Below are 13,333 nucleotides of genomic sequence, written 5' to 3'. Positions count from 1 at the left end.
GTCAAGATTGCAAGGGATGTAACGAAACCCGATCGTCGGCGGTGTACTCGGAGTCCCACGCCGCCGTGCAACAGCACACTGATTTCGGTTTCCGCTGGAATTCACTGAAACGAAAAAAGCGACCAGAAGGTTAATGCCTGCCAGTTAAGGAAATGAGGGCTCTATTGTAGGCGCGAGGCTGCGTTAGCCGTCCTGGCCCCCTCAACAGGCGTCAGGGAAGCTTCGCCCACTCGTCACGCTGCATCACCTGGACGATGATGGGCACGGGCGTCATCAGGTGGGTGCGCATCATAGTTGTCGCTCGAACTGTATCGCGGGCGAGGATAGCTTCGACCAGCGCGGCATGCTCCTTGCGCTTCAACGCCAGGGCTTCTTCGGAGAACACCGTTTGCGTCAACCACAAGTGACGATAGCGCTCGGCTTGATCGAACAGGTAGGTACGCGCCTGGAGTAAATGCTTGGAACCGCAACCTGCCGCAATGGCGCTGTGGAAGGCCTTGTGCCGCTCATCCCAAACGTCGAGTACCTTCTCGCGGGTTGTCACGTCCATGACTTTCGACAAGGTATGGGACTGGGCCAGGATCTGAGCTTCCCAGGTGTCATCACCCCGTTCGATAGCCAGACCCACGATCATGGCTTCAAGATTTGCGCGGGCGTCATAGATGTCCTGCATCTCCTGCAGCGACATGGGGGCTACGCGGTAACCTTTCTGACTGATGACCACCACCAGGTGCTCGGCCACCAGTTGCGACAGTGCTTCGCGCAGCGGGCCGACACCCAGGTCATAGCGCTCCTTGAGCCCGCTCATCAGGAGTTTTTCACCGGGCTTGAAGACGCCACGGATGATGTCCAGCTTGAGCCGCTCATACCCACTGAATGCAGAGTTATGCCTGGGGGTGAGGCTATCCAAGGTGCTGCTCCTAAACTCGCCAAAGCCCAATCATACCCAAACATCTATCAGACGAAAAATTTTCGACCAAAAGTAATTTTGTCGATCAAATATAAAAACGTAGACATTTTTAATTTATAGCGATACTTTTGCTCCACGCCTGACCCAGACCAATGCTGGAAGGCGCTAATCACTACCTTCTGCCCAGGAGCTGCCATGAACGCCTTTACTCAGATTCAGGACCTTGTGATGCCGCTGCCATCGGAGAGCAAGGGTTTCACCCTCACCCCTTCCAGGCAGTCGCCGCGCCTGCTGGAACTGAAATTCGCCAAAGAAACCGTGGACGCGTTCGTCAAGGCGGTGGCCGAATGGCCGGTCCAGGCACTGGAGTACAAGTCGTTCCTGCGCTTTCGCGTCGGTCAGATCCTTGACGAGCTATGCGAAGGCACCCTGCGCCCGGTGCTGGTCAACACCATCCTGGACCGCGCCACCGGCGGCATGCTGATCACTCCTGAAGGTTTGAACGAGGTGTCCCAGGCCGATGACATGGTCAAATTCTCCTCGGCGGTGGCGCACCTGATCGGCCGTTCCAATTTCGATGCCATGAGCGGCCAGTTCTACGCCCGCTTCGCGGTGGTCAACACCGACAACTCCGACAGTTACCTGCGCCAGCCACACCGGGTGATGGAACTGCACAATGACGGCACCTTCGTCCAGGAGCGTACCGACTACGTGCTGATGATGAAGATCGACGAGCAGAACATGGAAGGCGGCAACACCCTGCTGCTGCACCTGGACGACTGGGAAGACCTGAAGCACTACTACACTCACCCGTTGGCCCGCCGTGAAATGCGCTTCACCGCGCCACCGAGCAAGAACGTGCGTGAAGACGTGTACCACGCGGTGTTTGACAACGACGCCGAAGGTCGCCCGACCATGCGCTACATCGACCAGTTCGTGCAGCCCAAAGACTTCGAGGAAGGCATCTGGCTGAACGCCATGAGCGAATCCCTGGAAGGCAGCCCGCAGAAGCTGTCGGTACCGGTGCCAGTCGGCAGCTTCGTGCTGGTCAACAATATGTTCTGGCTGCACGGCCGTGACCGCTTCACCGCCCACCAGGGTCTGCGTCGTGAGCTGATGCGCCAGCGTGGTTACATCAGCTACCAGAAAACCCTGTACCAGCGCGGCCAATAAGGCTTGCCAAGCGCCGAACTGACCAGGGCCACCACGCGTGGCCTTCGTCATGCTTCCGACAACAACGTAATTCAGGTGGGTGCAAGCAAATGGCTGTGTACGACTTCATCATCATCGGTGGCGGCATTGTGGGCATGTCCACGGCCATGCAACTGACTCAGGTTTACCCGGACGCCAAAATCCTCCTGCTGGAGAAAGAGTCCGGCCCGGCCAGGCACCAGACCGGCCACAACAGTGGCGTGATCCATGCCGGCGTCTACTACACCCCGGGCAGCCTGAAGGCGCGTTTCTGCCTGGAAGGCAACAAGGCCACCAAGGCCTTTTGCGACAAGCACAGCATCCCTTACGACGAATGCGGCAAATTGCTGGTGGCCACCAACGAGCTGGAAATGCAGCGCATGAGCGCGCTGTGGGAGCGCACGGAAGCCAATGGCATCAAACGTGACTGGCTGTCAGCCGCCGAGCTACGCGAGCGCGAGCCGAACATCGTCGGCCTGGGCGGTATCTTCGTGCCTTCGAGCAGCATCGTGAATTACGCCCAGGTCACCGCGGCCATGAGCCGTGAGTTCGAAAACGCCGGTGGCGAGATCCGCTACAACAGCGAAGTGCTCGCCATCGACGAGCGTCCCGATGAAGTGGTGGTGCGCACCGGCAACCAGGAGTACCACGGGCGCTTCCTGATCACCTGCTCGGGCCTGATGGCCGACCGCGTGGTGCGCATGCTGGGGATCAAACCGAACTTCATCATCTGCCCGTTCCGTGGCGAGTACTACCTGCTGCCCAAGCAGCACAACCAGATCGTCAACCACCTGATCTACCCGATCCCGGATCCGTCCATGCCGTTCCTCGGCGTGCACCTGACCCGCATGATCGACGGCACCGTCACCGTCGGCCCCAATGCCGTGTTGGCGATGAAGCGCGAAGGCTATCGCAAGACCGATTTCTCACTGTCCGATATGTTCGAAACCCTGACCACCCCGGGCATTCTCAAGGTCCTGATGAAAAACCTGCGCCCCGGCCTGATCGAGATGAGGAACTCGCTGTTCAAGGGCGGTTACCTCAAGCAAGTGCAGAAGTACTGCCCAAGCATCAATAAGAGCGACCTCACCGCCTACCCGGCCGGTGTGCGCGCCCAGGCTGTCTCGCTGGACGGCAAATTGATCGACGACTTCCTGTTTGTCAACACCGCCCGCAGCGTCAGCGTCTGCAACGCCCCATCACCCGCGGCGACGTCGGCCATTCCGATCGGCGCGCACATCGTCGACAAGGTCCGCGAGCAGCTCGCCAGCACCGGCGCCAGTTTCGTCAAACCCGTCAACTCCACTCGGCCCGCCCCTCTGGCGGCATCCGTCGCAGCCCGATAACGAGGTGTTTCGCATGCAACTCAACGATCCGCAACTGTTCCGCCAGCAAGCTTATATCGACGGTGTTTGGGTAGATGCCGACAACGGCCAGACCCTCAAGGTCAACAACCCGGCCACCGGCGAAATCATTGGCAGCGTGCCGAAGATGGGCGCTACCGAAACCCGTCGCGCCATCGAAGCTGCCGACAAGGCGCTGCCGGCCTGGCGTGCCCTGACCGCCAAGGACCGCGCCAACAAGCTGCGCAAGTGGTTCGACCTGATGATGGCCAACCAGGAAGACCTGGCCCGCCTGATGACCCTCGAACAAGGCAAGCCACTGACCGAGTCTCGTGGCGAAATCGCTTACGCCGCCTCCTTCCTGGAGTGGTTCGGCGAAGAAGCCAAACGCGTCTATGGCGACATGATCCCCGGTCACCAGGTCGACAAGCGCCTGATGGTGCTCAAGCAGCCGATCGGTGTAACCGCGGCCATCACCCCGTGGAACTTCCCTTCGGCAATGATCACCCGCAAGGCCGGTCCGGCCCTGGCCGCCGGTTGCACCATGGTCCTCAAACCGGCCTCGCAAACGCCCTACTCGGCCCTGGCCCTGGCGGAACTGGCCGAGCGCGCCGGCATTCCGAAAGGCGTGTTCAGCGTGGTCACCGGCAGTGCTGGCGAAGTCGGCGGCGAGCTGACCGGCAACCCGATCGTGCGCAAGCTGACCTTCACCGGCTCCACCGAAATCGGCCGCCAACTGATGGTCGAGTGCGCCAAGGACATCAAGAAGGTCTCGCTGGAACTGGGCGGTAACGCACCTTTCATCGTTTTCGATGACGCCGACCTGGACGCCGCCGTCGATGGCGCGCTGATCTCCAAGTATCGCAACAACGGCCAGACCTGCGTCTGCGCCAACCGCCTGTATATCCAGGACGGCATCTACGACGCCTTCGTTGAGAAACTCACCGCTGCCGTGGCCAAGTTGAACATCGGCAACGGCCTGGAAAACGGCATCACCACAGGTCCCCTGATCGATGCCAAGGCCATGGCCAAGGTCCAGGAGCACATTGAAGATGCCGTGAGCAAAGGGGCTCGCGTGGTCGCTGGCGGCAAGCCGCACGCCCTGGGCGGAACCTTCTTCGAGCCGACCATCCTGGTAGATGTGCCGCGCAATGCCGCAGTCGCCAAGGAAGAAACCTTCGGCCCGCTGGCGCCGCTGTTCCGCTTCAAGGATGAAGCCGATGTGATCGCCATGGCCAACGACACCGAATTCGGTCTGGCTTCCTACTTCTATGCCCGCGACCTGAGCCGTGTGTTCCGTGTGGGCGAAGCGCTGGAGTACGGCATCGTCGGCGTCAACACCGGGATCATCTCCAACGAAGTGGCGCCGTTCGGTGGCATCAAGGCTTCGGGGCTGGGCCGCGAAGGCTCCAAGTACGGCATCGAGGACTACCTGGAAATCAAATACCTCTGCATCGGCATCTGACTCACTACACCTTGTCGCTGACGGCAAGGTCGTACCCTACTCCGCTGGCATGGGTCTCATGCCAGCGGTCTCTTGCGCGCCATATCAGCGAATGCCGGTACCCGCCATAGACTCCGGCGACCACTGAGCCGTCGACAAGGGTTCGATGTACTTGATACCGCCGTGAGGGCCTACCACACCATTGATGTTGTAGGTGCCGCGCGCCAGGTCGTAGGTCATGAAAGGGGTGGCGTCCGGCACCTGCTTGTCATAGCTCTGGCTGAGGAAGGCGAAGGAGCCACGGTAAAGCTGGCCACTGGCGCCGTACTGATCGGAGGCCAGAGCGGCCCAGCTGTCTTCATCCAGATAGAAGCGGCGCTTCTGGTAGATGTGCTGTGCGCCGGCCTTGAGGGTGCCCTCCACCACCCAGACGCGGTGTTTCTCCCAGCGCACGAAGTCGGGTGCGAGGTAGTTGGGGGTGGTCAACAACGCGGGATCCTGGACGTAGGTCAACTTGTAGGTGTTATAGGGCACGATCATTTCTTGCTTGCCCAGCAGTTTCCAGTCGTAAAGCTCCATTGCGTGGGCTGTACCGGGGTTAGGCGTGTCGTAGGCCAGGATTGATATCTGTTTGACGCGACGCTGACCAGGCATGTACTTCCAGGCCCGGCCCGGCTGCTGCACAGGGTTGGCGGCATCTTTAAGCATGATCGACTCGCCGGCGCGGCACGGAGGGCCGGTGTAGGACAACTTCATCTGATAGTAGATGTCGGCATTGTTGATGGGCTTGGACAGGTTTTCGTAAATCGGGAAGGAGATCAGTGCCTGGCCGGTGACCGTCAGGCTTGCCACGCCTGCCGAGTCAACACTCCAGGAGTCGTACTTGGAGTTGATGGTGACCCCCTGATAGCGTAGCAAGAAGTTCCACATCGCCTCGGCGCCCGATTGCGGAATCGGGAACGGCACGCCGGGCATTACGTTGTCGATGGCCAGCCCGCCTTGAAGAGACTTGGCCCCGATGGCATTTTTCTGGCTGTTGTCCAGCACCGCCTGTGGCAGTGCCGCGGTGCGGTGGGTCGGATACACGTCGATGCGGTAGCCGGGAAAACGCCTGGCCAACTCCGCGGTGGTGGCAGTGAGCATGCCCTTGTACCGGTCAATGTTCTTGCCATTGATCACCAGCAGCGGTTTTTCGCCGGCATAGGGGTCCGGGCGCATGTTATCACCCGCCTTGAAGCTGGCCGGAGCGGTGGTCAGACCCCCGTTATAGGCCGGGATGGAGCCATCGGCATTACCGGCCTTTTCGGCCCCCACCAGGGTCAGGCTGACGCCCAGCCTGGCGGCTTCTTGACTCGACACCGACGCCTGAGCATGAATGGCCAGCGCCATGATGAGCGACGCAGCCAGTGGACTTTTCACGAATTTCATTTTGTTATTCTCCTGCTTAGTGGCCTAAGCAACTCGTGAATCAGAAAGTGGTTTTCATCGTCAGGTAAACGGCTCCTCGGTCTTGTATGCTCGCGCCAGCGCCGGAGAAAGACGAATAGCTACCGCCATAACACGCATAGTTCTGGTTACCGCTGAACGCGTTGGGTGTTGAGCCGTTACCGCTGCCAGCATTGGCAGCGCCGCTATTGGTACCACTGACATCACACTTGTCGGTCTTGCCGAAGGCGTCCACGTACTTCAGGTCGACAAAGTATTTGTTGTACACGATGGCACCGACGCCGATTGAATAGTTGCCGGTGTCTTTCGCACCGCCACCAGACACCGGTGACACGCCGGCAAGCCCTATGTTGATGGACATCGGCATATTGAAATCGACACCCGGGAGCACCTGGTACCAGGTCGGCGTGAAGTTGGCTGCGATACCCCAGTTGTCCCGAGTCGGCGCATCAATGCCACGGTAGCTGCTGTTGCCCTTGTAGAGCGCCGAGTTCTGGCTATCGAGCTTGAGCAGATTGCTGTAATACAATTCGGTGAGCAGGGTTGCCGAATCGAACACAGGCGTCCTGGGAAAGGCAAACAGGCCGTTGAGCGTCCAGTGCAGCGTGTCACCGGTGGCGCTCATGCTGTCGCCGTTGCTCGGCACGTCATAGACAATACCGGTCTGGGCCGTACGCGCAGGCAACAGACCCAGGCCTTCGCCCAGGCCCAGCGGCCCGGTGGAGCTGAGAATGGCCGGGATGCTGGCAAGCGGCATGTTGTGACGCACGCTCAGGTCGGAACCGACACTGACGCCGCCAATATCCTTGGACAGGCTCAGGCCGATGATGTGGATATTGTCGGCATAGGCAAATTGATAGGTGGTGGCACCCGCCGAGTTAAGCGCATTGACGACAGCCGGCACGGCGCCCGCTGGCGGGGTCCCATTAGGGTTGGCCGAACTTATCCCTGTAGCGTTCAACCACGCCTGCGGCAAAATATCCGAGGTATTGCGGTAGTAGAAGCCGAGGGTACCGTCCAGCCAGGCCGGCGACCACTTGGCCATTACGCCCCAGTCTCCGCTTTTGCCCGGTGTCAGATCATGACCTCGACGCACACTGGTCAACGCGTTGCAAGGCGCCAGGCCACATCCCAACGGGCTTCCAGGTACCACGGCATTGGTGTTGCCCAGCAGGAACGACTGCGCGCCGACTCCCACCAGGTCGGAGCCGCCATAGTAGGTACCCGCCTCCGGCAGACGGGCAGCACTCCAATCCAGGTAGTACTGCGCACCCAGGGTCAGCTCCGGATTGACGGTGAAGGTCATCGAGAGCTGGTTACGCGGAACGAACAGCTCCTTGGCTTCGGTACCGGGCGAGGCCGCCAGCTTGGCCAGGTCCAGGCCGGACTGGCCGTAGCTGATCGAATGCACCGGGCTCAAAATGGTCTCGCCCCAGAACACGTTGTGCTGACCGGCCTTGAGGCTGATCAGGGACTCATCGCCCACTTCAGTGTTGTAGAACACAAAGGCATCAAGAATTTCGCCGGACGGACCACTGTAGTAGCGCTGGGCATAGTGGCTCAGATGGGGGCTGCCATGGCCGACATTGTCTTGGGTGACCGCGGCCAGGCGTGGATCGTTGTCGACCAGGCCCGAGGTCGAGCCATTGCCGTTGACGAAGGGATTGGAACTGGAACCGACGTTGTCATACGCCTTGTCATACCAGCTCGCAGCACTGATGCGAAAGCCCTTGTTGCCCTGGTGAACTACATCCAGCTCGGTCAGCAGGTCAACACGATCGGTAATATTGGTGCCGGCTTTTCGGAAGTTATAATCACCGTCGTTGTTGTTCGGCGTCCCCAGCATGCGCTTGTCCGCATTTTCGGTGCGCACACCGTAGTTGTACTTGACGGTGTTATCAAAACGCACAGCCCAGTCAGGGTTGCCGGTATCCAGCTCGAAGGCATGGGCTGTCGGCAAGGACGCAGCCAGGATGGCCAAGGCCAACAGACTGTGGCGCGAAAGGGGGTGGCTATGACTCTTATTGTTATGCATGACGTCATCGCTGCCTTTTTTTGTATTTTTTTGAAGCGAAGCTACCTTAGTCTGTCCACTTGAACACCCTCACCTTCTCGATGACTCGACTGGCGCAATCGCCAGACACTTCCATAGTGCTGACATTAACGAGCGCCCGGCCGGTGCGATTTACATTTGATGTCAGATTCTTCTCTTTTGATGACAGCGAAAATGCGTCCGGTCTATTCCAGGGCCATCGCGACGAATGCCTGCATGGCTTGCGTCACATAGCGCTGCTGATGCTGCAGCATCAGGAAGTCGCGCGACGGCACGGGCCAACGCAGCGCCGTCAATGTCCCGGCGCTCAGCGAAGCAGCAGCGACCAAGCGGGACATCACGGTTGCGCCCGCGCCCGCTTCGACTGCGGCGCGCACGGCTTCATTCGATGGGAGTTCGAGTCCTATCTCGAGCTCTAAGGGATCCCCCCCTAAGCTTCGCACCATTTTTTCGAAGATCCCGCGCGTGCCAGATCCCTGTTCACGCAGGACCCAGGCGCTGTCACGCAAGTCGATATCGGCGAGCATCGAATCCTGATTGGCCCACGGATGGTTGGGGGCGACCACTAGCACCAGTTCATCCTGGGCAACCGCGCGTATATCGAGACTGTTGTTGTCAACCTGATCCTCCACGAAACCGAGATCGACGGTGCCTTCGGCGACCTGCCGGACGGCTTGTCCGGTATTGGTGATCGAGAGCTTGAGCGAAACGCCGGGGTAGGCCTCGTGAAAGCGCTGCATCACCTTTGGTAGCCAATAGTTGGCCACCGTCTGACTCGCCGCCAGGCATAACGCACCGCGCCGCAGCCCTGCCAGATCGGCTAGCACGTTCTCAGCCGATGAGGCACGGGCGAGCACCGCGCTCGCTTCGCTCAGAAACTGCTGGCCGGCGTCCGTCAGCACAATATTCCGGCGAATCCTGTGGAATAGTTTGATGTCATGCTGAGCTTCGAGGGCGGCAATTGAACTGCTCACCGCCGATTGCGAAAGGGCCAGCGCGTTCGCCGCGCGCGTCACATGCTGCTGTTCCGCAACCGCAACAAAAATACGAAGTTGATCTAGCGTCATTGTCTTCAGTGGACCTCAGCTTTTTCTTATGCCATGCCCAGCACGCGAATGAGCACGAGGCTGATGAGGATGAGTGCAACGATCGAAAGCACCACCGCGAGTGTCACACGCACGCCGGCTTTGGCAACCATTCGTAGATCGACACCCAAACCGAGTGCAGCCATCGAGATGATCGTCAACATGCTTGACGCATTGCTGATGGGCTGTAGCGCTACCGCCGGAACGAGATTGTTCGAACGGAGGACGATCAATACCAGAAAGCCAATGATGAACCACGGCACGACTTTGTGCCATGCGAGGCGCGGAGCCTTCGACGCATCTGGCGATGCGGCCAGGCCAGCACCACCGCGTGAGCCGATCGACAGGGCAAGAAGCACAGGACCGAGCATCAGCACGCGGACCAGTTTGACCAGCGTTCCGATATGGGCGCTGAGCGGCGAAACGGCAACCGTAGCAGCCAGCACCTGCGGCACCGCGTAGACCGTCAGCCCGGCCAGTACACCGTACTGCAGGTGGCTAAGGTGCAGCACGGGAACCAGTAGCGGCAGCCCAAGAACAACGATTACGCCAAGCACCGCGGTAAAGGCAATCGACGCGGCTACATCATCGCTATGCGCCCGGATCACCGGAGCCACTGCGGCAATCGCCGAGTTGCCGCAGATCGAGTTGCCGCAAGCGACCAGCAAGGCCATCCGGTGGTGCAAGCCGAGCAGACGACCTATGCCGTAACTGATCACGATGGCAACCGCAACGACGGCCACGATACCGACCAACAGGCCCACTCCGGCGGCCTTGAGGGTCTGGGTACTCAGCGAGGCCCCCAGCAGGACCACGGCAACTTCAAGTAATGTCTTGGCGCTGAAATTGATCCCGGCATGCCAGTGAAGAGCTGGCTTCCAGACGCTTCGTACAGCAGTGCCTATGAGAATGGCGAGGACCAGTGCTTCTAACCAGGTACGCCCGAATAAACGTTGCTCAACCAGTTGCACCCCGAAGGCGGCCAGCGTGACGGCAATGCAGAGAGCGACGCCTGGCGCATGGGTTCGTATCCACACCAGGGTCCTGGATTCACGCGGGCGCATTCCGGTTAAAACAGAGAATTCTGGTTGACTTGCCATCGTGCCCTCAATCTCTCGGTGATCGGGAAGATGAGCAATTATTGCGAGGGCAAATTTTATATTCCAACGCAGAATACAGAATGAATTGATTGGTTATATAGAACGGTCGCTACGAGGGTCGTGGCGAATCACCCGGGTCAGTCAACAGCGCGTGCAGCATGCGTGCAATCAACTTGGGCGTGTCCTCGTCAGTGAGGTAGCCCGGTCTTTCCAGCAGTATGGCCCGAGGTAGCGCTGTCAATGTCTGGTAGACCAGAAATTCGGCCTTTTCCCGGTCCTTCACCCGGATTTCGCTGGCGAAGCGCTTCATCAAGGCCGAGCTCGCCGTGGTGGTCCAGAGCTGCTTGGCCTTGACCACATCCAGTCGCACCAGCTCGTCATAATGAGTGGAGCGCACGCTGAACACCGGATCGAACAGGGTTTTCTTGTAGTGACTGGCCAGAACGGCCCGCAAGGCCAGCAAAATCCCGTCTAACAGGGTGGCCCCAGGCGGCAGCGCCATGATGTCGGCGAACAGTTCGGTGCGGGCTTCGGACCGGTAATCATCAAAGATCGCAGCGATCAGCGCCTCCATCGTCGGGAAGTACTCGTAGATCGAACTGATCGCCACGCCTGAGTCTTCGGCCAGGCGCATGGCATTCAAGGCTTCCCGCCCCTCGCTTTCAAGAATCTGCCGACCGGTTTGCTTCACGGCCGTGACCAGCGCGATCGAGCGTGCCTGTCGCGGCTCCTTGCGCGGCTGAGCAGGAATTTCGACCTGCAGGACGCCGTCGTCCCCGGCGCCCTTCTTGTCACGGGTTGGCTTGATCATCGTGTCCTCTCCAGAGTGCTGCCCACTGCCACTGCGGCAGACCCGCCAAGCAGCAAACTGGAGTATGACCGAGCCGGCTCGCTTAGTCAGCGAGTCTCGCGAGTACAGTACGTACCGATTCCGGGATGGGCACCGGGGTGTTGCTGGCCCGCTCGACATACACATAGACGATATGGGCTGCTGCGGCCGCTTCGTGCTCATCGTTGCGAAACAGTGCCAGCTCGTACCGTGCACTGCTGTTACCCAGGTGGGATATTTTCATTGCGACACTGATCTGGTCGGGGAAGCTGATGGGCGAAAAGTAGGTGCAACTCGAATTGACGATCAACCCGATCACCGGGCTGCTGGCAATGTCGAGGGTCCCCTGTTCGACCAGGAACGCAGTGATCGCCGACTCGCAGTACGAGTAATAGACCACATTGTTCACATGCCCATAGGAGTCATGGTCACCCCAGCGCGTCGGCATCTGGGTGAAGCGACGAAACTCGTCCCGGCACGGCCGTTTGAGCTTGCCGCTCATAGGATCTCCCTATAGATCGAGCGCACGTCTTCCAGGCAGAGTTCCCGAGGGTTGTTACCCAGCAGGCGCTGCTGCTTCATCGCATCGACGGCCAGCGCCTCGATGTCCGACTCGACGATGCCCAGATCGCGCAAGCAGGTCGACAGACCCAGCTCACCGGTCAAAGCGCCGAGGTAGTCGGCCAGGGCAGACGCTTTATCCCGATCGGTGCCACTGATACCGGGCAGGACGATGTCTGCCAACTGCGCATACAGAGGCGCCACGGTATCGAGGTTGAAGCGCATCACCGGCCCCAGCACCAGGGCATTGGAGAGCCCGTGTGGCACGTGGAAACGTGCGCCGAGGGGATAAGCCAGGGCATGCACCGCCGCCACCGGGGCGTTGGCGAATGCCATGCCTGCCAGGCAAGCACCGAGCAACATGTTTTCCCGCGCTTCCAGGTTGCTGCCGTCCTGACAGGCCTGGAACAGGCTGCCGGACAACAGACGCAGCGCCTCGCGCGCCAGGCAATCGGAAATCGGGTTTTTCAGATTTTTAGTGGTATAGGCCTCGACGGCATGGACCATGGCATCGATACCGGTCGCCGCCGTGACATGGGCCGGCAGGCCAAGGGTCAGCTCTGCATCCAGCACGGCCACGTCGGGCAACAGCATGGGCGAGTAAACAACGTTCTTCTCACCGGCACCGGTGGTCACGACCGAGACCGACGTCACCTCCGAACCTGTCCCTGCTGTGGTCGGCACCAGAATCAACGGCAGGCGCGGGCCCTTCGTCTTGTTGATGCCATAGATCTCGGTCAGGGACTCGCCACTGCGCGCCAACAGCGCTGCCAGCTTGGCGGCATCCAGCGAACTACCGCCGCCCAGGCCCAGCACACAATCGGCGCCGCAGGCTTTCGCGGCATCCACCGCGGCGAGAATCACCGACTCCGGCGGGTCGGCCTGGACCTGCGAAAACACGGTAACGGCTATCCCGTCGCCCTCGAGACCGGCGAGCACCGCATCCAATAGCCGAGCCGCAATAACCCCCGGATCGGTCACCAACAGAACCGATGTGCAACCCATGGCGCGAACATGAGCGGCGAGCCGGGTCGAAGCACCGCGTTCGATGATCATTGATGGAGTGGTTTGAAATACCATTTTCAACATGGAAGCCTCACGAATTAGGTGTATTGCGCTGAGTTTTATGGCGAGTGCAAAGCACATGCGCCAACCGCAAACCCCTCACAAATAGTGGTCTGACTGGCAGCTCTCCTCCCCATTAAAATGAGTGAGGAAAACAGAGTGTATTCCAGTCCACTGCCTGCACCTGCCTGAAATCCGGGCACCCGCCTCAAATCCGGAACGCCCTGCACGGGCACCCCAATAATTCAATTTTTTTCCTTATTTTTCAGTTAGTTGAACTAAAACAGCGATCACCTTAATCCGGAA

Annotated in this window: 11 protein-coding genes; 3 read left to right on the top strand and 8 right to left on the bottom strand. The window is 59.7% G+C overall.

Annotated features, from left to right (window positions below; all coding sequences use genetic code 11):
- Positions 1-211: 211 nt before the first annotated feature.
- Positions 212-910, bottom strand: coding sequence for a DNA-binding transcriptional regulator CsiR (gene csiR / locus ACZYSM_RS06780; RefSeq protein WP_489070093.1), 699 nt, complete (start codon positions 908-910; stop codon positions 212-214).
- A 195-nt stretch (positions 911-1,105) separates the two neighbouring features.
- On the opposite strand from csiR, the gene glaH reads away from it, so the two are divergent.
- The 3 genes from glaH (at position 1,106) to gabD (ending at position 4,909) form a co-directional block, all read left to right on the top strand.
- Complete coding sequence (gene glaH / locus ACZYSM_RS06775; protein WP_489070091.1) at positions 1,106-2,083, top strand: glutarate dioxygenase GlaH; 978 nt, start codon at positions 1,106-1,108, stop codon at positions 2,081-2,083.
- 95 nt (positions 2,084-2,178) lie between these two features.
- Complete coding sequence (lhgO, locus tag ACZYSM_RS06770; protein ID WP_489070449.1) at positions 2,179-3,447, top strand: L-2-hydroxyglutarate oxidase; 1,269 nt, start codon at positions 2,179-2,181, stop codon at positions 3,445-3,447.
- 13 nt (positions 3,448-3,460) lie between these two features.
- The gene (gene gabD, locus ACZYSM_RS06765; RefSeq protein ID WP_489070089.1) at positions 3,461-4,909 is read left to right on the top strand and encodes an NADP-dependent succinate-semialdehyde dehydrogenase; all 1,449 of its coding nucleotides are present in this window, start codon (positions 3,461-3,463) and stop codon (positions 4,907-4,909) included.
- Positions 4,910-4,993: 84 nt separating this feature from the next.
- Here the strand turns inward: gabD and ACZYSM_RS06760 are convergent, their stop codons facing one another.
- From ACZYSM_RS06760 to ACZYSM_RS06730, 7 genes are all read right to left on the bottom strand, one after another.
- The gene (locus ACZYSM_RS06760; protein ID WP_489070087.1) at positions 4,994-6,316 is read right to left on the bottom strand and encodes a DUF1329 domain-containing protein; all 1,323 of its coding nucleotides are present in this window, start codon (positions 6,314-6,316) and stop codon (positions 4,994-4,996) included.
- Between the two features lie 40 nt (positions 6,317-6,356).
- Positions 6,357-8,369 (bottom strand): DUF1302 domain-containing protein, encoded by a 2,013-nt coding sequence (locus tag ACZYSM_RS06755; RefSeq protein ID WP_489070085.1) that lies wholly within the window; start codon positions 8,367-8,369, stop codon positions 6,357-6,359.
- Between the two features lie 203 nt (positions 8,370-8,572).
- A complete protein-coding gene (locus ACZYSM_RS06750) occupies positions 8,573-9,454 on the bottom strand; it encodes a LysR family transcriptional regulator (protein WP_489070083.1) in 882 nt (293 codons plus the stop codon).
- A 26-nt stretch (positions 9,455-9,480) separates the two neighbouring features.
- Positions 9,481-10,572, bottom strand: a complete 1,092-nt coding sequence (locus tag ACZYSM_RS06745; RefSeq protein ID WP_489070081.1) for a YeiH family protein — start codon at positions 10,570-10,572, stop codon at positions 9,481-9,483.
- A 109-nt stretch (positions 10,573-10,681) separates the two neighbouring features.
- Positions 10,682-11,383: a TetR/AcrR family transcriptional regulator gene (locus ACZYSM_RS06740; RefSeq protein ID WP_489070079.1), complete on the bottom strand. Its 702-nt coding sequence runs from the start codon at positions 11,381-11,383 to the stop codon at positions 10,682-10,684.
- A gap of 82 nt (positions 11,384-11,465) precedes the next feature.
- Positions 11,466-11,903 (bottom strand): acyl-CoA thioesterase, encoded by a 438-nt coding sequence (locus tag ACZYSM_RS06735; RefSeq protein WP_489070077.1) that lies wholly within the window; start codon positions 11,901-11,903, stop codon positions 11,466-11,468.
- Positions 11,900-13,051: an iron-containing alcohol dehydrogenase gene (locus ACZYSM_RS06730; protein WP_489070075.1), complete on the bottom strand. Its 1,152-nt coding sequence runs from the start codon at positions 13,049-13,051 to the stop codon at positions 11,900-11,902. Before ACZYSM_RS06730 ends, ACZYSM_RS06735 begins: the two co-directional genes overlap by 4 nt.
- Positions 13,052-13,333: the final 282 nt, after the last annotated feature.

This window comes from Pseudomonas sp. F220, assembly GCF_057813935.1.
The sequence above is the reverse complement of the archived record's forward strand: the minus strand, read 5'-3'. Positions and strand labels throughout refer to the sequence as shown.

Bases quoted from the DNA above. Each gene is read 5' to 3' on its own strand.
- glaH (WP_489070091.1), top strand. From the start codon at position 1,106: ATGAACGCCTTTACTCAGATTCAGGACCTTGTGATGCCGCTGCCATCG.
- gabD (WP_489070089.1), top strand. From the start codon at position 3,461: ATGCAACTCAACGATCCGCAACTGTTCCGCCAGCAAGCTTATATCGAC.
- ACZYSM_RS06760 (WP_489070087.1), bottom strand. From the start codon at position 6,316: ATGAAATTCGTGAAAAGTCCACTGGCTGCGTCGCTCATCATGGCGCTG.
- ACZYSM_RS06755 (WP_489070085.1), bottom strand. From the start codon at position 8,369: ATGCATAACAATAAGAGTCATAGCCACCCCCTTTCGCGCCACAGTCTG.
- ACZYSM_RS06750 (WP_489070083.1), bottom strand. From the start codon at position 9,454: ATGACGCTAGATCAACTTCGTATTTTTGTTGCGGTTGCGGAACAGCAG.
- ACZYSM_RS06745 (WP_489070081.1), bottom strand. From the start codon at position 10,572: ATGGCAAGTCAACCAGAATTCTCTGTTTTAACCGGAATGCGCCCGCGT.
- ACZYSM_RS06740 (WP_489070079.1), bottom strand. From the start codon at position 11,383: ATGATCAAGCCAACCCGTGACAAGAAGGGCGCCGGGGACGACGGCGTC.
- ACZYSM_RS06735 (WP_489070077.1), bottom strand. From the start codon at position 11,903: ATGAGCGGCAAGCTCAAACGGCCGTGCCGGGACGAGTTTCGTCGCTTC.
- ACZYSM_RS06730 (WP_489070075.1), bottom strand. From the start codon at position 13,051: ATGTTGAAAATGGTATTTCAAACCACTCCATCAATGATCATCGAACGC.